Below are 24,809 nucleotides of genomic sequence, written 5' to 3' on the forward strand. Positions count from 1 at the left end.
ATATTCTATAGCTAAATATAGGAGGAATATGAATGAAGAAAAGAATCAAAAAAATAACCTTGATGGTGTTAACTATTTTTATTATAACTTTATTTATTCCTTATAAAACAAATGCTTTAAGATTAAACAACCCTAGCAGCACTAATAGAAATATATATGTGGATGCTAGATGTGCAATTGCTATGGATAGCAAGTCTAAAGTAGTTATGTATGAAAAAAGTGCATATGACTTAGTACCTATGGCTAGTACTACAAAAATTATGACTACATTAGTTGTTCTTAAATATGGTAATCTGGATAAAAAAATAGAAATATCTGAGAAAGCAGCAAATATAAGAGGATCAACTGTAGGTTATAAGAAGGGAGAACAGATAACACTAAAAGAGTTATTATATGGTTTAATGCTTAGGTCAGGAAATGATGCAGCAATAGCAATTGCAGAAGGAATTAGTGGAAATGTAGAGGAGTTTGCAAAGCTTATGAATGAATTTGCCAGTGAGATTGGAGTCGTTAATACACATTTTCAGTCTCCCCATGGTCTTGATAGCGATGAACATTATTCTACAGCCTACGATTTAGCTTTAGTTACTGCTAAAGCTAAAGAAAATGTAGTATTTAATGAAATTGTAAGTACTAAGGATGTAGATGGTAAGGATTTCGACTTTACTAGAAGCTATCATAATATAAATAAGATACTTTGGCAAGTTCCAGAAGCAAATGGGGTAAAGACTGGATATACAGGTAAGGCTGGAAAATGCTTAGTTACATCAGCAAATGTACAAGGTAACGATGTTATAGTGGTAGTTTTAAATTGTACTCCTCGATGGAAAGAAACTAAAAAAATATATGATTTTGTAAATGAAAATTATGAATTTAAAAAAATGTTTTCAAAAAATGAAGAAGCAGGTAACATAAATTTAGAAAAAGGAAGCATAAAGTTAGTACATGGAGAAGATGTAATTCTTCCGGTGAGAAAAGGATCGGAATATACAGTGAAGATTGTAAAACCAGAACAGGTAAAATATCCAGTTAACAAAGGCGATAAAGTGGGGACATTAAATATATATGCTGATGAACAATTAATTTACAGCAGTAGCTTACAGGCAGCAAATGATTTTAAAGTAAAAAAATTAAACAAATGGTTTTTTATGAAATGAATTAAATATAAATAGAAAAAATTACAGGAAAAAAGAAAATTTATTTATAGAAAAATAAATTTTCTTTTTTTGCATGTTCAAATAAATTAAGCTTCTATGCAAGTAATAGAATACAAAACTACAACACATATACATAAAAAATTCTAATAAGCTATAGCATATATTATCGATTTATATCATAAAGTTTGTAACAGAATGAATACTCTTTATTTGTATACACGTAATAATTAAGTATGTAGGAGGATGGATATGAAAAAAGAAGCGGAGGGTGTAGTAATAGAAGTATCTGGTAACATTGCAAAAGTAAAAGTAAACAGGCACGGAGAATGCAAAAATTGTGGTGCCTGTCCAGGTGATAACGCAGCAGTTTTAGAAGTTCAGAATAAAATTAGAGCTAAACCAGGACAAAGAGTTGTATTAGAAATCCGAGAAACTAATATGCTAAAAGCCGCATTTATCGTTTATATATTGCCGCTTATCTCCATACTAGTAGGGTGTGTTATTGGAACTTTGTTATCAGAAAAAATCCATCAATCAAAAATAACATATCAAATTGGTGGTGGAATAGTAGCTTTCATAATATCTGTTATTTATATAAAAGTCTTTGATAAGAATACTGGTAAGAATGAAAAAATAAAGCCAATCATAATACGTATAATATCCTAAACGATTACAATAACTTGTTTACTTAAGTTTTATTACTTTATAGATATATAAAATTATAAAAAGAGAGGTGTTAAAAATGTCCAAGAGCTTTCGTGGGGGAGTGCACCCAATGGATTATAAGACCTATACTTGTAATAAATCCATTGAAGTACCAGATCTCCCTAGCAGAGTAATTATTCCAGTAAGACAACATATTGGGGTACCCTGTAAACCAACAGTAAAAAAAGGAGATACAGTAAAAAAAGGACAAGTGATTGCCAAAAGTGATGCTTTTGTCTCTAGTAATGTCCATGCTTCTTTGTCAGGCAAAGTAGTTGATGTATGTGATTATCCACATCCTGTATTTGGTAAATGCTTATCAATAGTAATTGAAAATGATGGATTAGACCAATGGGAAAGTGAATTTATAACGGACCGTCAGTGGAACAAATTAAGTAGTGATGAGTTAAAAACAATTGTTAGGAATGCAGGTATAGTTGGTATGGGTGGAGCTACCTTTCCTACTCATGTAAAACTTTCTCCATCAACAGAAAAAAATATAGATGCATTTATATTAAATGCAGCAGAATGTGAACCATACTTAACTGCTGATTATAGAATGATGCTTGAATACTCTGAGCGTATTGTTACTGGAGTTAACATGGCCATGAAAATACTTGGAGTTAACAAAGGATTTGTAGGTATAGAAGATAACAAACCAGAAGCCGCAGCTTTAATGAAGAAAGTTTTTAAAGAAACAGGAGTAGAGGTTGTTGAACTTCCAACTAAGTATCCACAAGGTGCTGAAAAAATGCTTATAAAGATGTTACTTAATCGTGAAGTACCTTCTGGTGGATTACCTATGGATGTAGGCGTGGTTGTTCAAAATGTAGGTACAGTTATAGCTATAAATGATGCAGTGACAAAAGGAATTCCTCTTATAGAAAGAGTAACTACAATTAGTGGAGGAGCTATTAAAGAGCCTAAAAATCTTTTACTTAGAATTGGGACTACATTTAGTGATGCAATTAATTTTTGTGGTGGTTTCTCAAAGACTCCAGAAAAAATTATAATGGGTGGTCCTATGATGGGATTTGCTCAGTGTAGTTTAGATGTTCCTGTAATCAAAGGCGTATCAGGAATTTTAGCTTTGAGTAAAGAAGATATTAACTATGGGAAGGAAGAACCCTGTATTAGGTGTGGACGTTGTATAGATGCGTGTCCTATGGGATTAAATCCAAGTATGCTGAGTATTCTTGGTCAGCGCAATTTATTTGAAGAGGCAAAAGAAGATTATAATCTTTTAGATTGTGTGGAATGTGGAAGTTGTGTTTACGGGTGTCCAGCAAAACGTAATATTGTTCAATATGTAAGATATTGCAAGGCTCAAAATGCAGCACTTACATTAAAAAAATAGGAGATGATTTATATATGGCTGAAACAAAAATAACTGAAAATCTTTTAACTGTCTCTGCATCACCACATATTCGATCAGAAGAATCTATTGCAAAAATTATGTGGAGTGTTAACATAGCTTTGGCGCCAGCAGCCATTTTTGGTGTATATAATTTTGGTATAAAAGCATTAATAGTAATTGCTGTAGGAGTAATATCTGCTGTTGGTTTTGAATATTTAATACAAAGATTTAGAGGGAAGCCAATAACTATCAGTGATGGAAGTGCATTTTTAACAGGTTTAATATTATCTATGTGTTTACCACCAACAATACCACCTTATATGGCGGCTGTTGGATCATTTATAGCAATCGTAATTGCTAAGCATTCTATGGGTGGGCTAGGATACAACATATTTAATCCAGCGCATATAGGAAGAGCTGCTCTAATGGTTTCCTGGCCAGTGGCTATGACTACCTGGAGTAATATGACCACTGTTGTTGATACTGTAACTTCCGCTACACCGTTAAATATATTGAAGCAGCAAGGATATTCTAAATTAATCGAAATCTTTGGTGGTAATGTTAACCTGTACAAGGCATTATTTATTGGAACTCGTAATGGAAGTATTGGTGAGACTTCTACTATTTTACTTGTTCTTGGTGGGATATTTTTAATTTATAAAGGTTATGTGAATTGGCAAGTACCAGTTTTAATGATTGGAACCGTAGGAATCTTAACATGGATATTTGGTCCATTAGGTTTATTTACGGGAGACCCGATTTTTCATATGATGGCTGGTGGTCTAATAATTGGGGCTTTCTTTATGGCTACAGATATGGTTACAATACCAATTACCCGTAAAGGGCAAATTATTTTTGCTATTGGTGCAGGAGTGCTTACAAGTTTAATTAGACTTAAAGGTGGCTATCCAGAAGGTGTTTGTTACGCTATTCTGCTAATGAACAGTGTTACACCTCTTATTGATCGTTTATGTCCTCCAATTAAATTTGGTTCAAGGAGGTAATGAAATGTCTATAAATCATGTTAATAAAGAGTATAGTATTTTTCAGATTGCAATGAATTTGACAGCTGCATGTTTTATATCAGGTGTAATTATTGCTGTAACATACTTTATAACTGAACCCATTGCCCTGCAGAAAGCAGCTATTCTTAAAAATAATTCCATGAAAGCATTAGTTAAAGATGCTGAAAATTTTAGGCCTATAGAAGATAAAAAAGATTGGTATGCTGCTGAAAAGGGTGGAAAAACCATTGCTTATGTAGTACCTGCAGAAAGTAAGGGCTATGGAGGGGCTATTAAAATCCTTGTAGCAGTTTCAACCCACGGGAAAGTTATTAATTTTGATATAGTATCTCATAATGAGACCCCGGGGCTTGGAAGTAATGCACAAGATGAACCCTTTAAAGGACAGTTTAAAGGGAAGAACTTTGATGAGCTCATAGTTACTAAAGACCCATCTAATACTAAAAATATTCAAGCTATGACTGGAGCTACTATTTCTTCAAGAGCAGTTACTAAAGGTATTAAAGAAGCTGTAGAAGAAGTTTCTAAATTTACAGGAGGTAAATAGTATGAAGGAATTATGGAATATATACAAAAAAGGCATAATTGAAGAAAATCCTATATTCGTACTTGCTTTAAGCCTCTGTCCTGCGTTGGCGGTAACCAGCACAGCCGTAAATGCTCTAACTATGGGGCTTTCTGTGATGTTTGTTATAACTGCTAATAATACAGTAGTGTCGTTAACAAGAAAATTTGTTAACCCTAAGGTTCGTGTGCCGGTTTATATAACTTCTATAGCTACTATTGTTACATTAGTTCAATTAATATTACAGGCTTTTGCACCTATACTATATAAGGCATTAGGTATTTATTTGGCACTAATAGTGGTTTTTGCTATTATATTAGCTCGTGCTGAAGTATTTGCATCAAAAAATTCTGTAGTACCATCATTTTTGGATGGATTAGGAATGGGAACAGGTTTTTCACTAGCTTTATTATTAATTGGTGTAATACGTGAGCTATTTGGAGCAGGATCTATATTTGGTATTAAATTGCTTGGAGTATGGTATAATCCAGCATTAATTATGATTTTACCTCCTGGTGCTTTTATATTAATTGGATATCTGGTTGGTGCTTTTAAAATATATAATCAGCACAGAGAAAAAATTAAAGTCCAAAGAGGTGAATTATAATGAAAGAATATTTAACTCTTTTTATAAGTGCTGTTGTAGTAAATAACTTTGTTTTAACTAGATTTCTTGGATTATGTATTTTTTTTGGAGTTTCCAAAAACTTAAATGCTTCAATTGGTATGGGAATGGCGGTAAGCTCTGTTATGACGCTAAGTACAATGCTAGCATGGCTCGTTTATCATTTTGTACTTGCACCTTTCCACTTGACATTCCTGACAACTGTAGTATTCGTGCTATTAATAGCTAGTTTTGTACAACTTTTAGAAATGGTTATAAAAAAGCAGGCTCCTGCTTTATATAATATGTGGGGAATATATCTATTGCTAATTGCAACAAACTGCGTTGTGCTTGGTGTTCCACTTTTAAATGTTGAATCAAATTTTTCATTTACAAAAAGTGTAGTTCATGCAGTAGGATCAGGTATGGGATTTGCTTTAGCAATAATTTTAATGGCAAGCTTAAGAGAGAAATTAAGACTAGCCGATGTGCCTAAACCACTTGAGGGCCTTGGTATTGCGTTTATTTTAGCAGGTATGCTGGCTTTATCATTCCTTGGTTTTTCAGGCATGATTGCTTTATAGAAAGGAGCTGGGGAATAATTATGAATAGTGGAGTTTTAAATATTGCAATAATGGTTTTGGTGGTTATGACAGCTGTAGGTCTTATATTTGGACTTATATTGGCCTATGCAAATAAAAAGTTTGCTGTTGAAGTTAACCCTTTAATACACATGGTGGAGGATGTGCTTCCAAAGGGACAGTGTGGTGCTTGTGGATATGCTGGCTGTCAGGCTTACGCTGAGGCAGTAGTTATGAATGCCGATGTTCCTCCAAATCTTTGTATTCCTGGGAAGAAACCCGTAGCTAATACAGTAGCAGAGTTAACAGGAAAAATTGCACCAGAGATAGAAACTAGATTTGCTTATATAGCATGTAAAGGAACAGTAGCAAATGCATCAAAGGATTATAATTATGTGGGTGTACAAGATTGTGTTGCTGCTAATTTATTACAATCAGGACCTAAATCATGTAAATATGGTTGTCTAGGATTAGGAACCTGTGTTAATAATTGTCCCTTTGAAGCAATGTCTATAGGAAAGGATGGCATACCTATAGTAGACAAAGAAAAATGTACAGGTTGTGGTAAGTGTGAAACGGTTTGTCCTAAAAAGGTAATCAAAATTATTCCAGTTAACACAATGGTAGAGGTTAACTGCAACTCTAAGGATAAAGGAGCTATAGCACGAAAGTTATGTAAGGCTGCATGTATTGGCTGTGGTATCTGCAGTAAAAATTGTTCCTTTGAGGCTATCAAAGTTGAGAATAACTTGGCAATAGTTGATACTCATATATGTAGTGAAAAATGTAGTGATCCTACATGTATAGCTAAATGTCCAACTGGAGCTATAGTGTCAACGGGAATACCAGTATCAGCAAAGGCTCAGGAAGAGAGTACTGATAACATAACTAGTGTATAGCAATATAGATAACCATGCCCGAAATTTAACTTATGCTCCAGAATATGCTGACAAACTTCAGCACGTTAAAAACTTTTAATCAGTCTAAAGTTCGTGTTTTTGAAAATCTAAGAACCTTATATAAACTCGCTATGCTCAAACATATATAAGGCTCTAAGATTTTCTAAAAACACTTCACTAAGACTGACAAAAAAGTTTTTAAATGTGCTTCAGTTTTGTCAGCATATTCCTACGCATAAGTTAAATTTTTACTGTGGTTACCTATAGAGGAAATTTCATATTTATTATTTTAAAAAGTGCTAATACTTTATGTGGTAGTTTATATTGAGTTTAACCACCAATGTGCAGTCGTGTAAAATATAAATTTTGAATTATGCAATTTCCTCTATAGATACCCAACTTCTAAGACTTACTTATGTATAGGGGTATATTGCCAGTTCTGACGGCATATTTAAATACTTTTTTAATGAGTCTTAGCGACGGATTGTGGAAAAACCTTAGAACTTTAGATATGTTTGAGTGAAACGAGTTTATCAAAGTTCTTAGGTTTTTCCACAATCCAAGCTTTAGACTCATAAAAAAGTATTTATGGTGCCTAAGAACTGGTAATATACCCCGGTGGTTAAGTCAAGTTTCTAGGTTTAGTATCTATAGTTTTTCTGACACTATTGTAAAAAGTTTAGGTATTCCTTTATCTTCAGGTTTAGGGCCTTCAGTTTCCTCTAATGTTTTTATGTATAAACTATTATTAGCAATAGAAGTTATAATTTCACCCATAGTCCATTTCCTTAAATAAGCTTTCTGAAAGGATGATTTTTCTTCATCCGTAAGATTTTCAAAACCAGGTACAAATTTCATATATGCAACCTCAGTTTCTTCAATATCTTTACTAAAATAATCCCCAGTAACTTTATGTTTTTTACCTTTACTCGTTATAAGTTTTGTTGAAATAGGATGAAAATCTTCTACAATAAAAATTCCACCCTTACGAAGTAACCTAGAAGCTATATTAAAAAATGGATTTAAATCTATAAAATAATGAAGTATACCTAATTCACAAAAAACTATATCATAGTCTCCAGTTATATTTTCCGCTGGAATCTTAAGTACATCAGAGACTATGTAATTAATTTCAACACCACATTCTCTAGCTAAATCTAATGCATATCTAGAATTTTCATAAGAAAAATCTATTACAGTAACATCTGCTCCCATTAAAGCTAAAGATACTGCTTTTGTACCATGAGATCCAAGCAGATTAGCTATCTTTTTGTTTTTCACATCAGTTAAATACTGACTTAGTAATCCAAGTTTAGAAGTAGGATCTGACATTATTTTTTGAGAAGCTTCGCTAGGAGAGCCAAAACGGTAAACCCATGCCTCATATGCCATTTGATTCCAGGCTAACTCATTCACTCTAGTATGTTCCTCTTGCATTTGAAATCCTCCTGATTTGTATGTTAAAGATCATCGTGCCCTAAATTTAACTTACACTTCGAGCCTAGTTTTCTATATATAAATTAATATATAAAATTTTACTATAACACTAACACATTTACAATGTAAGAATAAATATAAATTACTTATATTAGTTTAGTAATTTTTATAAAATATAACTTAGTCATATATTATAAAATAGTCTTTAGATTTAATAGTCCTATTATTTACTAATAGAGGTGCAGTAATGAGGTTTTGAAAATATTTTTTAGTTTTTATACCTATAAGTATTCTAGATGAGTATATACATAATAATAGCTGTTTCTTTCCTTATGTAAGATTCATGCATTATAAATATAAAAATACACATAATAATAGTAAGTCATGTTGAATTAAAGATTAATTTTCATATAATGAAATATTTGAATAGTTGACTTTTATAAATGACTTAAACAACATATTAGGAGGTAGTATACTTATGCTAACCGGTGTAGTGAAATGGTTTAATGATGAAAAAGGATTTGGTTTTATATCTGGAGATAACGGTAATGATGTATTTGTGCATTACTCTGCTATAAAAGAGGAAGGAAAAAGAAAAGACTTAAGTGAAGGACAGCAAGTTATGTATGATACAGTTGAAACTCCAAAAGGATTACAAGCAATAAATGTCCAAAAAATGTAGTTAAGGGATGCTAACAAGGCATCCTTTTGTTTATATTCTAATTAGTATATATAGATAACCACGCCTGAAATTTAACTTATACGACCGAATATGCTGCCAAACTTCGGCACGTTAAAAACTCTTAATCAGTCTAAAGTTCGTGTTTAAGCAGAGAGCCAAAATTTGTGATTTTGTGCGAATCGGTTAAGCAGACATACAAAATCTGTGATTCTGATATGGTCGCTTACTCTGTGAGCACTACTCTGACCATAGGAAGAGTAGTTTCATAATAGATTTAAAAGAAGCTTTGATATGGTTGAAAGCTATTCAGGCTTTCAACCATATCAAAGCTTCTAAGATTTTCAAAAACACTTCACTAAGACTGATTAAAAGTTTTTAAATGTGCCTACAGTTTTGGCAGCATATTCCTACGTATAAGTTAAATTTAAAAGTTCCGTACCTATAGTTGTAAAATAAATGTAAGGTTTTTTATAATTTTAACAAATATCTAAAATAGACAAGTTGAAAAATGTTCCTGTTTTTTTTATACTAAATTATAGAATAAAAAACAGGGGGAATAATAATGGATAGCAATATTAAATGGGTAGTAGAACAGAAGGTTAAAAAAGTCATTGAAAATCTAAAGAAAAACAATATGGAAGCTTGCTATGTAGAAGATGAAAATGCTGTACTTGAAAAAGCAGCACAATTTATAAAAGAAGGAGATACAGTATCTGTAGGAGGATCTATGACACTTTTCGAAACTGGTGTAATAGATTTTTTGAGAAATGGAAAATACAATTTTCTAGATAGATATGAAGAAAACTTGACTCCAGAAGACATGAAAAATATTTATAGAAAAACTTTTTTTGCAGATGCTTATGTGGTTAGCAGTAATGCAGTAACTGAGAATGGTGAGTTGTATAATGTAGATGGAAACGGAAATAGAGTAGCAGCAATGATCTATGGTCCAGATAAGGTAATAGTAATAGTTGGCGTAAATAAAATTGTAAGAGATTTAGATGAAGCTATAAAACGTAATAGGGAATATGCAGCTCCAGCTAATGCAAAACGTTTGAATAAGAATACTCCATGTACAAAAGCGGGACATTGCATGGAATGCAGCAGCGAAGATAGAATATGTAACGACTATGTGCTTATAAGAAAACAAGGCAACAAAGACAGAATAAAAGTAATAATTGTTGGTAAGGAATTGGGATATTAAAAAGGACCTTTAAGGTCCTTTTTAATAAGTTTCTAAACTTGAAATTTAGCTAATTAAAAATATATTTACTTAAACTATATAAATTTAACGAAGCTGGTATATTAGTCATATCTATGTAGTCCATAGGATAATCTCCATCCCAAGGGTAAATAGTTAAGTATTTTTCGTTATAAACATTGATTACTAACTTATCCTTTTTGAAGGTTAAAACCATTTTATAGGAAGGTTTACTAGGTAGGTCTTTAGGTTTTAATATAAAATTACTTTTATTTAGAGCTTTTAACATAGCTTTTATAATATCCATATTTTCTTTAGTTAATTCCTTTTCTTTATAAAAGTTACTATCTAGGATAGTTCCCTTATAAGAAGTTTCTAAAGTAAAGTTTTTAGCTAAAATATTTGTGTAATAAAAATTATTAGGTTTAGTTTTTTTGAAACTAATATTATTAAGGTTATAATTGCAACCTACTAATAAGATAGTTATAATAAATAATGTACAGGAAAAAAGTACTACTTTTTTCAATGTCACCACCCTAACATAAATTGTTCTAAATTAAATTATGAAAATAATTAGATTTTTAGTACAATTAAGTATGATACTTATACATATAACATATAGATTTTAGTGTATAATTCAAAGTATTTGAACGCATATAAGTTTTATTAGAATAAAGTTAAGAAGCGCATTGATGAACTAATCCAGCATACAGCCAAAATCTGTGATTTTGTGCGAATCGGTTAAGCAGACATACAAAATCTGTGATTTTGATATGGTCGCTTACTCTGTGAGTACTCCTCTGAAGAGGAGTTTCCTATAAAGATGGGAGTGTTAGAGCGGGTAGTCATCGGATAAAATAAATTTGGAGGTAAGTAGATTTGAAATATAAAATTATGGCAGTTGATATGGATGGAACGCTGCTAAATGATGACAAATATATATCAGATTATAATTTAAGTATGATACATAAGGCTGTAAAATCTGGAATTAAATTTGTAGTATGTTCAGGAAGGATGCCCTGTGGTCTGAAATTTTATGAAGAAACCATAGCTAAAAGTCAACCTATGATTTGTTGTAACGGTGCTGTTATTCTTGATGAAAATAGAAATGCTATTCTATCAGAGAGCTTAGATAGAAAATCCACATTACAAGTTATAGACATTTTAAGAGAAAAAAAAGATACATACTTTCATTTCTATGATGAGAAATTAATATATGGTGAACAATTTAGTTACGCTATAGAGCATCTTTATAATTTTAGCAGAAGTCTAGATAGAAGATTTAGAACTGATATTAGATTGGTTTCAGATTCAAAAGAGTACATAGCAAATTCCAGTTCTGACTTTTATAAAATAGTAGTTATAGATAAAGATTTAGATTATTTAGAGGAACTTAGAAACAGAATAGACAAAGTGGAAGGGCTAGAGACTACAAAATCGGGAGCAGAGAACATCGAAATAATTAGTAAAGGTGTATCTAAGGGTAATGGCCTAAAAATATTAGCTAACCATTATGGAGTTTCAATAGATGAATGTATCGCTGTAGGAAATGATGAAAATGATATAAGTATGATCAAATGTGCAGGATTTGGAATTGCTGTAAGCAATGCTAGGGACATAGTAAAAAAGTATGCAGCATATATTACTAACAAGGATAACAACAATGGAGCCATTGGAGAAATAGTTGAAAAAGTTATATTAAAATAAACAGAGAGTCCAAATCTATGATTTTTACATGGTCATCTACTTTGTGAGTAATTCTCTAATCATAGGAATAGAAGTTTCATATAAATATAGGAGTGTTAGGTAGGTAGTCATGGCATAAAACATAGTATTTTGTTTTCTTATAGAGAGTACTATATTTATTAATATAAATTAGATAAAAGACTTCAACTTATACAGTAAATTGAAGCTTTTTATCTAATTTTATTATTTTTATAAAAATTTAATTTTAGTCTTCTTCTAAACAATACAATGGCTTTTGCTATAGATGATACAAAGAATGAAGCAACAGCAACTGTACCGGCTATAGACAGAGTTTGGATACCCAGCCCTAAAGATTCAGTAATATTTCCCTGAATTGACTGAAACATAGTGTTGTACATCCCACCTCCTGGAACCAATGGAATAATTGCACAAATAATAAAGGTAGTCACTGGAGTTTTTAGTAAACGTGCTGCAATTTCGGAATAGGTGGAAGCAATAGCTGATGCTATGAAAAAAGAGCCAACATTAGAAAATCCCAAGTGATCAAAAGCTAATAGGTAGATGAGCCAACTAAGACCTCCACCAAGTGAAGCAAAAACTAGATTTTTACCTTTTATATTAAACATAACTGCAAACCCAAAGGTTGCTACTAAGGCATAAAATGAATTTAATAGCAAGACTAAACACCTCCTATATAAAGAACCAAAATTTAAGAACCACTCCTGTTCCTATAGCAATTCCTACAGCTATTAAAACAGCTTCAATGGCTCGAGTAATTCCAGATATTAAATCGCCAGCTATAGTATCCCTTATAGCATTTGTTATAGCAAGACCAGGAACAAGAAGCATTATAGATCCTACTATGATTTTGTCAGAATGAGTACCTACATTCAAATATGTAGAGACTAAAGCTAGTATAGCAGTCATTGAACCGCAAATTATATTTATAAAAAATTCATTAGTTTGTAGCAAGCTCAAAAATATTGATGCTAATTTAATTATACAACCTATAGCTAAAGAAACTAAAAAATCCTTAGTGTTGCCTCCAAAAACTAAGGTAAAAGATGAAGCTACAATTCCAGACATTAATATATTGATGCTATTACTATATGGTTTACAAAGCTCAACCTGTTTCAGCTTCTTCTCTATGAAATTTAAGGTTAAACCTTTATTTCTTATGTTTCTAGAAATATCGTTAACTTCACATATTTTTTCTAAATTTACAGTTCTGCTTTTCACTCTTTTTATAAGAGTAATAGTTTGACCATATTGATTTGATGCAGATACCATTACTACAGTAGGCGTTACGAAAGGAGTTGCGTTCTTTATATTGCAAGCTTCACATATTCTTGTAATAGTTTCTTCAACTCTATATATTTCTGCACCGCTTTCTAACATTATTTTTCCAGCATAAGCTGCTACATTTATTATTCTATTAATATCCATAATTTCGTTCTCCTTGTTATAAATCATGAATAAAAAATTTCATTTTAATTCTATAAGTATTATATCATAAAAATATATGAATTTAATTAATAGTTTTTTTTGAATTTTATAAAAATATACTATGCTACAAAAAACTTGCAAATTAGTAAAAATAATTTTATAATTTTCTTTAAGGGATTATTAATAGTAATTAAAAACTATTATAATAATAAAATAAGTGTTGCCTGAAATTAGTAATAAAGAGTATAATTTTATACTAGAATATCTTAGTATATAAGAATAAAGAGAGGGGATAAATAAATGAATTTTGAAAACCTAAAAGCAACTGATAAAGAAATTTTCGATGCAGTGGAAAGAGAGTTGGAAAGAGAAGAAAAAGGTATAGAACTTATAGCTTCTGAGAATTTTACTAGCAAGTCAGTAATGGAAGCTATGGGATCTTTTCTTACAAATAAATATGCTGAAGGACTTCCAGGTAAAAGATATTATGGAGGTTGTCATGTAGTTGATATAGTTGAAGATTTAGCAAGAGATAGAATGAAAGAATTATTTGGTGCAGAACATGTTAATGTTCAACCACATTCAGGTTCTCAGGCTAATATGGCTGTTTATATGGCTGTTCTAAATTTAGGAGATACAGTACTTGGAATGGACTTAAGTCATGGTGGTCATTTAACTCATGGAAGTAAGGCTAGTTTTTCTGGAAAACTTTATAATTTTGTTTCTTATGGAGTAAGTAAAGAAACTGAACGTATAGATTATGAAGAACTAAGACAATTAGCATTAAAAACTAAGCCTAAAATGATTGTTTCAGGAACAAGTGCATATCCAAGAGAATTAGATTTTAAAAAAATAAGGGAAATATGTGATGAAGTCGGAGCTTATATGATGGTAGATATGGCTCATATAGCTGGCTTAGTTGCAGCAGGAGAACATATGTCACCAGTACCATATGCAGATTTTGTTACTACTACAACACATAAAACTTTAAGAGGACCAAGAGGTGGTGCAGTAATCTGTAAAGAAAAATACGCAAAAGATATAGATAAGACTGTATTCCCAGGAATTCAAGGTGGTCCACTTATGCATGTTATTGCAGGAAAAGCAGTATGTTTTGGAGAAGCATTAAAAGATGATTATAAAGAATATATTAAGCAAGTAATTAAGAACTGTAAGGTTTTAGCAGAAGAGTTAACTAACTATGGTTTTAGACTTGTATCAGGTGGATCAGATAACCATCTTATTCTTATAGATTTAACAGATAAAAATATAACAGGAAAAGATGCAGAGAAACTACTAGATGAAGTAGGCATTACTGTTAACAAAAATACTATACCTTTTGAAACATTAAGCCCATTTGTTACTAGTGGATTAAGAATTGGAACACCTGCTGTAACAACAAGAGGCTTTAAAGAAGAGGAAATGAAAAAGATAGCATACTTCATAAACTACACTTTAGAAAATAGGGATAAAGATTTATCCAATATAAAAGAACAAGTATATGAACTATGCAGTAAATTTCCAGTATATGAATAAGTATTAATAACAAGCATAAACAGAATAGTTTTTATAAGTAAGCACTGATATTTTGTTATCAGTGCTTTTCATTTATTATGTAATAAAGTGAAACTTACATTAGACGGGAGTATTAGAGTGGGTAGTCATCGGATAAAGTGAAACTAAGTTATATAATATTTAAAACATTACAGGCATATAATTAATAGAACTTATTTCAAAAAATTGTGTAAAAGGATGGGGACTATATGATAAAAAAAGGAAACTGGATTGAAGTTGAACAAGTGGTTTATTGTAATGAAAAAATTCCTGTAAAAATCTTTATTAGGGGAAACTGTATAAATGACTGCAATATAGGGGAAAGCTCAGAGGTAAAAATTATAACAGGGCAAGTTGTAAAAGGTATTGTTTCGAGAGGAAACCTGTTTTATAGCAATATAAAGAACTTAGGTAAAGATGTAAAAGAAATATTAATGGTAGGAAAAATAAAAAGTTGATATAAAGTATTTAAATATAAAAAAGAGCAATAGTAGGTTTTTAGCCAAAAAATCTACTATTGCTCTTTATTTAAGTTCTATCCTCAAAATTAACCACTATACTTATGGATAAATTAATGTTATTTTAGAATTATAAATACTTTATGTCATTGTATAACTTATAGTGGATGAAAATCTTTCAAAAAAATCTATTCAAGAGTATTTCGGTGTGAACTCTTCACTTGCAGCATATTTTATTAACTAAACAAGGTCTAAATTTCCAAGATATGTAACTTAACGCAACGTTTCTACAAGAAAATATGAATATAATTATAAAATATTAACTTAAAATATTTATAAAACTGTAGATTTATGATATAATTTATACGAATTATCCTTAAAATATGTATAGAAATGTTCGTAAATTTTATAATAAGGAGAAATGATATGAATAATAAAGTTAAAAGACTATTGGTTGAAAAGAAAATTGGATTTGATGTTGAAGCACAGCATATGCTTAAAGATTTAAAAGAAAGTTTAGGTATTGCAGGCTTAAAGAATATTAGAATAGTTAACCGATATGATATATCCGGTATATCAGATGAAGAATATGAGAAAGTAAAGTATACTATTTTCTCAGAGAAAACTGTAGATAAAGTTTATGAGGAAAACATTCAGGTGGCTGAAAATGAAAGAGTGTTTGCAGTTGAATATCTACCAGGACAATATGATCAAAGAGCTGATTCTGCATCACAGTGCATTCAAATACTTACCCAAAATGAAAAGCCGAACATTTTATCAGGGAAAATATATGTGGCTGAAGGCAGTATAACTGATGAAGAATTTGTTAAGATAAAGAATTATTGTATAAATAACGTTGATTCTAGAGAAGCTTCTCTAGAAAAACCAGAATCTTTAGAAATGGAAGTAAGTATTCCTGCTTCAGTGGAAATTTTAAATGGATTTATAGATCTTAGTGATGAATCTTTAAAGAAGTTTATGGAAGACAATGGCTTAGCTATGGCTTTTGAGGATTTAAAATTATGTCAAAGCTACTTCAGAGATGAAGAAAAGAGAAATCCAACTATTACTGAAATTAAAGTAATAGACACTTATTGGTCAGATCATTGTAGACATACTACATTTTCTACAGAGTTAACAGAAGTTGAAATAGAAGAAGGTAATTTATCAAACCCAATTAGAAACAGTTATGAAGAATATTTGAACACCAGAGAAGAATTATATAAAGATAATAAAAAACCTATGTGTTTAATGGATATAGCTGTTATAGGAATGAAAGAGCTTAAGAAAAAAGGATTGTTAGATGATTTAGATGAATCAGATGAAATTAATGCTTGCAGCATAGTTGTTGATGCGGATATAGAAAATACAAATGAAAAGTGGCTTGTAATGTTTAAGAATGAGACACACAATCACCCAACAGAAATTGAGCCTTTTGGTGGTGCTGCAACTTGCCTTGGAGGAGCAATTAGAGATCCTTTATCAGGAAGATCCTATGTTTACCAAGCAATGAGAGTTACAGGTAGTGCAGATCCAAGAACTAAAATTGAAGATACATTACCAGGAAAACTTCCTCAGAAGAAAATTACTGTGGGAGCTGCTCATGGATATAGTTCTTATGGTAATCAAATTGGTTTAGCAACAGGTCAAGTTGCAGAAATATATGATGAGGGATATGTTGCAAAGAGAATGGAAGTAGGTGCAGTTATTGGTGCAGCACCTAAAGACAATGTAGTAAGAAAGACACCTGTAGCAGGAGATATAGTAATCTTACTAGGCGGAAGAACAGGAAGAGATGGCTGTGGTGGAGCTACGGGTTCATCAAAAAAACATACAGAAACTTCTATATTAACCTGTGGTTCTGAAGTACAAAAAGGAAACGCTCCTACAGAGAGAAAAATACAAAGATTATTTAGAAAAACGGAAGTAAGTACTTTAATTAAAAGATGTAATGACTTTGGAGCTGGTGGAGTGTCTGTAGCTATTGGAGAACTTACAGATGGATTAAATGTAAATCTTGACTTAGTACCTAAAAAGTATGAAGGACTAGATGGTACTGAGCTTGCTATATCTGAATCCCAAGAACGTATGGCAGTTGTAGTGGCAAAGGAAGATGAAGCTAAGTTTATAAAATATGCAGAAGAAGAAAATCTTGAAGCTGTAACTGTTGCAGAAGTAACTGAAGAAAGAAGATTAAGATTACATTGGAAAGGAAACTATGTTGTAAATTTAAGCAGAGATTTCCTAAATACCAATGGAGTAAGAGGTAAGACTAAAGTAAAAGTAACAGCGCCTAAGGAAAGTGAAAATTACTTTAAGAATAAAACAAATAATGCAGATTTAAAAGAAACTTTATTAAATACTTTAAAGAATTTAAATATATGCAGTCAGAAGGGTCTTATAGAAAGATTTGATAGTACTATAGGGTCAGGAACAGTTTTAATGCCATTAGGAGGAAAATATCAACTTACACCTTCAGAAGGTATGGTAGCAAAACTTCCTGTTTTAGGCAAAGAAACAACTACAGGAACTATTATGACTTATGGATATAATTCTAAAATTGCTAAGTGGAGTCCTTTCCATGGAGCTATATATGCTGTAATCGAATCTGTAGCAAAAATTATAGCTTGTGGAGGAGAACTAAGTAAAACAAGACTAACTTTCCAAGAGTACTTTGAAAGATTAGGAGAGGATCCAATAAGATGGGGTAAACCTATGTCAGCTCTACTAGGTGCTTTACATGTACAAAAACAGTTAGGCATAGCAGCTATTGGAGGAAAAGATAGTATGTCTGGAAGCTTTAAAGATATTGATGTACCTCCAACCTTAGTATCATTTGCTGTAGCAGCTGTTAATGTAAAAAATGTAATATCACCAGAATTTAAAAGAGAAGAAAGTAATGTAGTGATTATACCAGTAACAAGAGATGAATATGATATCCCTAATTTTGATGTGTTAAAGAAAAACTTCCATGCTGTAAGTTCTATGATTAGTAAAGGAAAAGTATTGGCTGCTAGTACAGTAAAAGAAGGCGGAGTTGCTGCAGCAATAAGTAAAATGAGTTTTGGTAACAAAATAGGTATGAACTTTACTTTAGATGTGAATTCAGAATACTTGCTTTCACCACAATATGGTTCCATTATATTGGAGCTAGATAAAAATATAGATTTAGATAAAGAGTTACAAGGAATTGAATATACTGTTTTAGGAAACACTCAAAAGGAAGCAGCAATTACTTTAAATGGTATAGGAATAAATATTGATGATATGATTCATGTTTGGGAAAGTCAGCTTGAAAATATTTTTCCTGTTAACACTGAAGAAATTGATGGAAAAATAGAAAAGGTAGAATTTAAAACACAAAATGTAAAGACTCCTACTATAAAAATTGCAAAACCAAGAGTATTTATACCAGTATTCCCTGGTACTAACTGTGAATATGATTCTGAAAGAGCTTTCAAAAGAGCTGGAGCAGAAGTTAAAACTGTGGTTTTAAATAATTTAACAGGAAGGCATATTGAAGAATCTATACACTATATGGCTGAAGCAATAAAATCTTCTCAAATAATTATGCTGCCAGGTGGATTTAGTGCTGGAGATGAGCCTGATGGTTCAGGTAAGTTTATAGCTACAGTATTTAGAAATCCTGAAATAAAAGAAGCTGTTATGGACTTATTAAATAACAGAGATGGATTAATGTTAGGAATATGTAACGGCTTCCAAGCACTTATTAAGCTAGGATTAGTTCCTTTCGGTGAAATAAGAGATATAGATGAAGAGTGTCCTACTCTTACTTATAATAAGATAGGAAGACACGTATCCCAAGTAGTAAGCACAAGGATTGCATCTAACCTTTCACCATGGTTAAGTAATGTTAACGTGGGAGATATACATTCAGTACCAGTATCTCATGGAGAAGGAAGATTCGTAGCTAGTGATGATGTTATAAAAAGCCTTATAGCAAAGGGCCAAGTGGCTACTCAATATGTTGATTTTAATGGCAACCCAACCTATGACAACAGATTTAACCCAAATGGTTCTGTTTATGCTGTAGAAGGAATAACTAGCCCAGATGGAAGAGTATTTGGTAAGATGGCTCACTCAGAAAGAACTGGAAACAATGTTATGAAAAATATTTTAGGAGATAAAGACCAAAAAATATTTGAAGCCGGAGTTAACTATTTTAAATAAGAAACATTATAGGTTCAAGCGTGAAAATTAAACTTATACCACCGGATATATTACCATGTTTCGTCACGTTAAATATTTTTAATTAGTCTAAAGCTCAAATGAGAGAAAAATCTTTAAATGTGACTTCAACATTGGTAATATATCCTTACGTGTAAGTTTAATTTCCTTGCAGGAATCCTATAGATCTTTATGAGTATAATTTTTATTTATAAGGCAATAATATTAATGTAACTTTTTTACTCATATTATAATAAAGTTAGAACTAGTGTATATAAAAATAAACTAGTTCTTTTTCTTTTTGCAAAAAAATAAAAAATATTATAACAAACTGCTGTTATGATACTATTTTAAAGGAATCTAAAGTATTACAAGACTTATCTTTTTCTATTCTAGTCATTGCTTTACATCAATTTTCTAAGTTTTTAAAAATTAACTTTGTTCTAAAAATAGTAAAAAAATAATATAAATACAACAAAGGTATATCAAAAGAGATATATTTATAGACTTCATAGTGTTTTTCTTAGATATCACTTTTAATGGGGGTTAGAAAATGGATTTTAAAGAGTTAATAGAAAAAGATAGAGAGAAAAGAAAAAATGATGATTTTGAGGGTACATTTTTAGATTATCTACAAGTTTTGAAACAAGATCCAAAGATTGCGCAGTTAGCTCATAGAAGAATGTATGATATTATAACTAAATCAGGTATGGAGATCTTAAAACCAGAAGAAAATGTAAGAATAAGAAAAATATATGGTAATGAAACAATAAAGAGTTACAATTTTTTTAAGAATGATTTTTATGGTATTGATAAAACCTTAATGAAAATAGTAAATTATTTTTATTCAGCAGCCATGGAAGGTGAAGAGTCAAGACAGGTACTTTACTTAGTAGGTCCTGTTGGATCTGGTAAATCTTCAATTGTAGAATCTTTAAAAAAGGCTTTAGAATCTAGTGAATCTATATATGCTTTAAAAGGATGCCCTATGAGAGAAGAACCTCTTCACTTAGTTCCGAAGCATATAAGAAAAGAGTTTGAACAAACTCTTGGTATTAGAATTGAAGGAGATTTATGTCCTGTATGCAGACATAGACTAAAGGAAGAGTTTAAAGGGCACTATGAAAATTTTCCAGTAGTTAAAACAGGTTTTTCAATAAGATCTAGAAAAGGAATAGGGGTGGTACCTCCGGTGGATCCTAATAACCAAGATACTTCAGTGCTTGTAGGATCTGTAGATATTTCAAAGATGGATTTATATTCAGAGGATGATCCTCGTATATTATCATTAAATGGAGCTTTTGATGTAGGTAATAGGGGTTTAGTAGAATTTATTGAAGTATTTAAAAATGATGTGGAGTATCTTCATACAGTTATAACAGCTACTCAAGAAAAATCTATACCGTCTCCAGGAAAAGGTTCCATGATATACTTTGATGGAGTTATAATAGCACACTCCAATGAAGCAGAATGGCACAAGTTTAAGTCAGATCATACTAATGAAGCAATTCTTGACAGAATTGTTAAAGTGGAAGTTCCATATTGTTTAGAATTAAACGAAGAAACAAAGATATATGAAAAAATCATAAAAAAGAGTACTTTCACAGCACATATTGCTCCTCATACTATTGAAGTAGCTGCTATGTTTGCTATCCTTACTAGACTTGCACCATCTAATAAAGTGGATACTTTAACAAAAATGAAGATATATAACGGTGAGGAAATTGTTGAGAAGGGTACTACTAAAAAGATAGATATTACTGAACTTAGAGAAGAGGCCGGATTAACAGAAGGTATGGATGGTATATCTACTAGATTTATAATTAAAGCTATAGATAATGCTCTTTCAGATTCAGAACATAATTGTATCAATCCATTAAGCGTTATGGAAAGTATAATTAAGTCTGTAAAGAATCTAGATATAGCAGATGATATAAGAAAAAAATACCTTGGATTTATACAGGATACTATAAGGAAAGAATATAATAAAGTTTTAGAAAAAGAAATTACGAAGGCATTTATTCAAAGCTTTAGAGAACAAGCAGAAAGTCTGTTTAATAACTATTTAGATCATGCAGAAGCTTATGTAAATAAAACCAAAATTAAGGATAGATCTACTGGAGAACAATTAGAACCTGATGAAAAGTTTATGCGTTCTATAGAAGAACAAATAGGAATATCGGAGGGGTCAGCAAAAGGTTTTAGATCTGATGTAACATCATATATGTTCTATCTAATTAGAAAAGGTGGAAATATTGAATATACATGTTATGAACCTTTAAAGGAAGCTATAGAAAAGAAAATAACTACATCTGTAAGAGAAATGTCTCGTATAGTTACTAAAACTAAAGTTAGGGATAAAGATCAGGATAGAAAATATAATTCTATGGTAGAAGAAATGAAAAAGAATGGATATTGTGACCATTGCTGCGATGTTATATTAAAATACGCTGCTAATAATCTATGGAAGGATTGATGATATGGCAGTATTCAGAGAATTTAATCCTATAGGGCATGACAGAGCCGCTGAGGATAGAAGAAGACATAAAGAGTTGGTAGAAGATTCTATAAAGAAAAATTTAGTAGATATTCTATCAGAAGAAAGTATTGTAGGACAGACAAAAAATAAAAAAATAAAAATTCCTATAAGAGGATTAAAAGAATATCAATTTGTATATGGAAAAAACTCTTCTGGAGTAGGCAGTGGAGATGGTACAGAAAAAAGAGGAGATGTAATTGGTACAGAAAAAGAAGGCAATGCCAATGGCGCTGGTAATAAAGGAGCTGGCAATGATGAAGGTGAAGATATATATGAAACTGAAATAACCATAGAAGATATTATGGAGTATATATTTCAAGACTTAAACCTACCAAACTTAACAAAAAAGAAATTTTCCGAGATATTATCTGATGGTTCTAAGAAAAAATGTGGATACCAAAAAAGTGGTATCCCTCCTAGATTGGCAAAAAAACGTACAGTAATTGAAAAAATGAAAAGAAAACAGGGAATGAAGAAGGCAATTAAAGAAGAAGACAGTAGAAAGGGAATTAATGAGGATATATTAAACCAATTTGAAGTAGAAAATAATGAACTTATAGGAAGATTCCCTTTTAAAGAGGATGACTTAAGGTATTACAGAGTAAAACCTGTTAAAAAAAGAGAATATAATGCGGTGGTTTTATGCATAATGGATACATCTGCATCTATGGATCAAAATAAAAAATACTTGGCTAGATCATTTTTCTTTATGTTATATCAATTTGTGAAGATGAAATATTCAAGCGTAGAGGTAGTGTTTATTGCCCATTCTACTGCTGCAAAGATTGTTACTGAACAAGAATTCTTTCATAAGGTAGAATCTGGTGGAACTTATATATCTAGTGGATATAGTAAAGCATTAGATATAATAAAAGAAAGGTACAACCCAGCTACGTGGAATATTTATGCTTTCCATGTTAGTGATGGAGATAACTGGAGTGAAGATAATGACAGAGCTGTTAAGGCAGCCAACAGCCTATGTGATGCTTGTAATTTATTCGGATATGCAGAAATTATGGCTTACGGATATACCAGTGCCATAAAGAAAAGATATGCTAATGAAGTTAAAAGAAGTAACTTTGTATCAGTAGCTATGAAGAAAAAAGAAGATATGTGGGATGCACTTAAGGATATGCTTACAGTAGATATAAAAAATGATATAAATTAGCGGGGGTGAGGGCTTGGAATACACTGTAGGAGATTTGGAGAATTGGAATGAAATCATAGAAGAAAAGGTCAAAGAGTTTGGCCTTAACTACTACCCTCAAGAATTTGAAATTATAAACTACAATGACATGCTGGCATATGAAGTTTACGTTGGAATGCCTTCTATGTATCCTCATTGGAGTTTTGGTAAAGCTTATGAAAAGCAGAGGACTCTCTATAATTATAATTTAACAGGGTTACCTTATGAGATGGTAATTAATTCAGATCCTTGTATTGCATATCTTATGAAGGATAATACCTTGCTTCTTCAAATATTGACTATTGCACACGTATATGGACATAATGACTTTTTTAAAAACAATAGATTATTTAAGGAAGCTACTAATGCTAAATATACGGTAGAAATGTTTAAAAATCACGCAGATATTATAAGATCTTATATAAATGATCCTAGTATAGGCTATGTTGAAGTAGAAAAAATGCTAAATGCAGCACATGCGCTAAAATATCAATCAGATAGGACTGTAGGAGTAAAACATTTAAGTGATGAAGAAATTAGAAGAAGGAAGATGGAAGACTATAAGAATAAAGATGTATATCAGAGTATTATATTACCTAAAGTAAAACATGAGCCACCTAATGTGGATAAAATACCTCAAGAACCTACGGAAGATTTATTAGGGTTTATAGCTAAGCATAGTGATTTAGCTGAGTGGCAGAAGAATGTTATTGAAATAGTTAGAGATGAGGCTAGGTATTTTTTACCACAGATAGAAACTAAAATTATGAATGAAGGTTGGGCAAGTTATTGGCACTATACTACTTTAAAAAGCTTAGACTTACCTCAAAAGCTTCATATAGAATTTATTAAAAGACATAACGATGTAGTGGTGCCCATTCAAGGCAGTATAAATCCATACTTCTTAGGTTTTGAAATATACAAAGATTTAGTAGAAAAGTATGGCATTGAAAAAATATTTGAAGTAAGACTATTAGAAAGAGACGAATCTTTCTTAAGAAGATACCTAACAAAAGAGCTATGTGAAAACCTGAATTTATTTCAATATGTTAAAAAAGACAAAAACTATGTTATAGAAGAAATATCTGATGACGAAGGTTGGAGAGAGATAAGAAACACTTTAAGTAATAGTTGCGGTATGGGTTCTATACCAAATATAAGAGTTATAGATATGTCAAGGTCGGATAAAACTCTAACTTTAGAACATATTTTTGATGGAAGAGAGCTTCAATTACAATATGCAGTGGAAACTTTGAAACATGTTGTGGACTTGTGGAGGCATAGAGTTATTTTGGAAACAAATATGAATGGAAAAGATACTAAAGTTGTTTGTACTGAAGATAAGAAAGTAACTTATGAATAAAGTTTATACAAATTAAATATAGTCTTTGTAATATCTATAGAGTAAGGCATATCATCAAGTTTTAACTTGATGATATGCCTTAATTATTTAAAATATAGGTAAATAGTACCAAATTAACAGTATAATAACATAGTAACAATATTTATTTTACCTTA

The 24,809-nt window shown here is 31.2% G+C and carries 21 protein-coding genes; 17 read left to right on the top strand and 4 right to left on the bottom strand.

Going from position 1 to position 24,809, the window contains the following annotated elements; genetic code table 11:
- Positions 1-32 precede the first annotated feature (32 nt).
- The 8 genes from HGI79_RS08550 (at position 33) to rnfB (ending at position 6,893) form a co-directional block, all read left to right on the top strand.
- Complete coding sequence (locus HGI79_RS08550; protein ID WP_185650300.1) at positions 33-1,157, top strand: D-alanyl-D-alanine carboxypeptidase family protein; 1,125 nt, start codon at positions 33-35, stop codon at positions 1,155-1,157.
- A 249-nt stretch (positions 1,158-1,406) separates the two neighbouring features.
- On the top strand, positions 1,407-1,823 hold the full coding sequence (locus tag HGI79_RS08555) for a SoxR reducing system RseC family protein (RefSeq protein ID WP_185650301.1): 417 nt from the start codon (positions 1,407-1,409) through the stop codon (positions 1,821-1,823).
- A 76-nt stretch (positions 1,824-1,899) separates the two neighbouring features.
- Entirely contained in the window at positions 1,900-3,219 is a 1,320-nt protein-coding gene (gene rsxC, locus HGI79_RS08560) for an electron transport complex subunit RsxC (protein ID WP_185650302.1), read from the top strand.
- Positions 3,220-3,233: 14 nt separating this feature from the next.
- The gene (locus HGI79_RS08565) at positions 3,234-4,223 is read left to right on the top strand and encodes an RnfABCDGE type electron transport complex subunit D (RefSeq protein WP_185650303.1); all 990 of its coding nucleotides are present in this window, start codon (positions 3,234-3,236) and stop codon (positions 4,221-4,223) included.
- Between the two features lie 4 nt (positions 4,224-4,227).
- On the top strand, positions 4,228-4,791 hold the full coding sequence (locus HGI79_RS08570; protein ID WP_185650304.1) for an RnfABCDGE type electron transport complex subunit G: 564 nt from the start codon (positions 4,228-4,230) through the stop codon (positions 4,789-4,791).
- 1 nt (position 4,792) lies between these two features.
- Positions 4,793-5,416 (top strand): electron transport complex subunit RsxE, encoded by a 624-nt coding sequence (gene rsxE, locus HGI79_RS08575; protein WP_185650305.1) that lies wholly within the window; start codon positions 4,793-4,795, stop codon positions 5,414-5,416.
- Positions 5,416-5,997, top strand: coding sequence for an electron transport complex protein RnfA (locus HGI79_RS08580; RefSeq protein WP_185650306.1), 582 nt, complete (start codon positions 5,416-5,418; stop codon positions 5,995-5,997). Before rsxE ends, HGI79_RS08580 begins: the two co-directional genes overlap by 1 nt.
- A 20-nt stretch (positions 5,998-6,017) precedes the next feature.
- Entirely contained in the window at positions 6,018-6,893 is an 876-nt protein-coding gene (gene rnfB, locus HGI79_RS08585) for an RnfABCDGE type electron transport complex subunit B (protein WP_185650307.1), read from the top strand.
- 648 nt (positions 6,894-7,541) lie between these two features.
- On the opposite strand, the gene HGI79_RS08590 is transcribed toward rnfB, so the two are convergent.
- The gene (locus HGI79_RS08590) at positions 7,542-8,330 is read right to left on the bottom strand and encodes a bifunctional 2-polyprenyl-6-hydroxyphenol methylase/3-demethylubiquinol 3-O-methyltransferase UbiG (RefSeq protein WP_185650308.1); all 789 of its coding nucleotides are present in this window, start codon (positions 8,328-8,330) and stop codon (positions 7,542-7,544) included.
- 478 nt (positions 8,331-8,808) lie between these two features.
- Between HGI79_RS08590 and HGI79_RS08595 the strand changes: the two genes are divergently transcribed.
- Together HGI79_RS08595 and HGI79_RS08600 are read left to right on the top strand one after the other, a co-directional pair.
- Entirely contained in the window at positions 8,809-9,012 is a 204-nt protein-coding gene (locus HGI79_RS08595; protein WP_185650309.1) for a cold-shock protein, read from the top strand.
- 562 nt (positions 9,013-9,574) lie between these two features.
- Complete coding sequence (locus tag HGI79_RS08600) at positions 9,575-10,216, top strand: lactate utilization protein (RefSeq protein ID WP_185650310.1); 642 nt, start codon at positions 9,575-9,577, stop codon at positions 10,214-10,216.
- 49 nt (positions 10,217-10,265) lie between these two features.
- Here the strand turns inward: HGI79_RS08600 and HGI79_RS08605 are convergent, their stop codons facing one another.
- On the bottom strand, positions 10,266-10,739 hold the full coding sequence (locus HGI79_RS08605) for a DUF4883 family protein (protein WP_185650311.1): 474 nt from the start codon (positions 10,737-10,739) through the stop codon (positions 10,266-10,268).
- 353 nt (positions 10,740-11,092) lie between these two features.
- Between HGI79_RS08605 and HGI79_RS08610 the strand changes: the two genes are divergently transcribed.
- The gene (locus HGI79_RS08610) at positions 11,093-11,920 is read left to right on the top strand and encodes a Cof-type HAD-IIB family hydrolase (protein ID WP_185650312.1); all 828 of its coding nucleotides are present in this window, start codon (positions 11,093-11,095) and stop codon (positions 11,918-11,920) included.
- A 209-nt stretch (positions 11,921-12,129) separates the two neighbouring features.
- On the opposite strand, the gene HGI79_RS08615 is transcribed toward HGI79_RS08610, so the two are convergent.
- Together HGI79_RS08615 and HGI79_RS08620 are read right to left on the bottom strand one after the other, a co-directional pair.
- Positions 12,130-12,597 (bottom strand): threonine/serine exporter family protein, encoded by a 468-nt coding sequence (locus HGI79_RS08615; RefSeq protein WP_185650313.1) that lies wholly within the window; start codon positions 12,595-12,597, stop codon positions 12,130-12,132.
- A 13-nt stretch (positions 12,598-12,610) separates the two neighbouring features.
- Complete coding sequence (locus tag HGI79_RS08620; protein WP_185650314.1) at positions 12,611-13,366, bottom strand: threonine/serine exporter ThrE family protein; 756 nt, start codon at positions 13,364-13,366, stop codon at positions 12,611-12,613.
- 300 nt (positions 13,367-13,666) lie between these two features.
- On the opposite strand from HGI79_RS08620, the gene glyA reads away from it, so the two are divergent.
- The 6 genes from glyA (at position 13,667) to HGI79_RS08650 (ending at position 24,654) form a co-directional block, all read left to right on the top strand.
- Positions 13,667-14,902, top strand: a complete 1,236-nt coding sequence (glyA, locus tag HGI79_RS08625) for a serine hydroxymethyltransferase (RefSeq protein WP_185650315.1) — start codon at positions 13,667-13,669, stop codon at positions 14,900-14,902.
- A 227-nt stretch (positions 14,903-15,129) separates the two neighbouring features.
- The gene (locus tag HGI79_RS08630) at positions 15,130-15,378 is read left to right on the top strand and encodes a hypothetical protein (protein WP_185650316.1); all 249 of its coding nucleotides are present in this window, start codon (positions 15,130-15,132) and stop codon (positions 15,376-15,378) included.
- A 426-nt stretch (positions 15,379-15,804) separates the two neighbouring features.
- Complete coding sequence (locus HGI79_RS08635) at positions 15,805-19,569, top strand: phosphoribosylformylglycinamidine synthase (RefSeq protein WP_185650317.1); 3,765 nt, start codon at positions 15,805-15,807, stop codon at positions 19,567-19,569.
- A gap of 550 nt (positions 19,570-20,119) precedes the next feature.
- Positions 20,120-22,042 carry a PrkA family serine protein kinase gene (locus HGI79_RS08640; protein WP_185650318.1) on the top strand — a complete coding sequence of 641 codons (1,923 nt, stop codon included), beginning with the start codon at positions 20,120-20,122 and terminating at the stop codon, positions 22,040-22,042.
- Positions 22,043-22,046: 4 nt separating this feature from the next.
- Positions 22,047-23,273, top strand: coding sequence for a sporulation protein YhbH (yhbH, locus tag HGI79_RS08645; RefSeq protein WP_185650319.1), 1,227 nt, complete (start codon positions 22,047-22,049; stop codon positions 23,271-23,273).
- Between the two features lie 13 nt (positions 23,274-23,286).
- Positions 23,287-24,654: a SpoVR family protein gene (locus HGI79_RS08650; protein WP_185650320.1), complete on the top strand. Its 1,368-nt coding sequence runs from the start codon at positions 23,287-23,289 to the stop codon at positions 24,652-24,654.
- Positions 24,655-24,809 lie beyond the last annotated feature (155 nt).

Source organism: Clostridium sp. DJ247 (assembly GCF_014231265.1).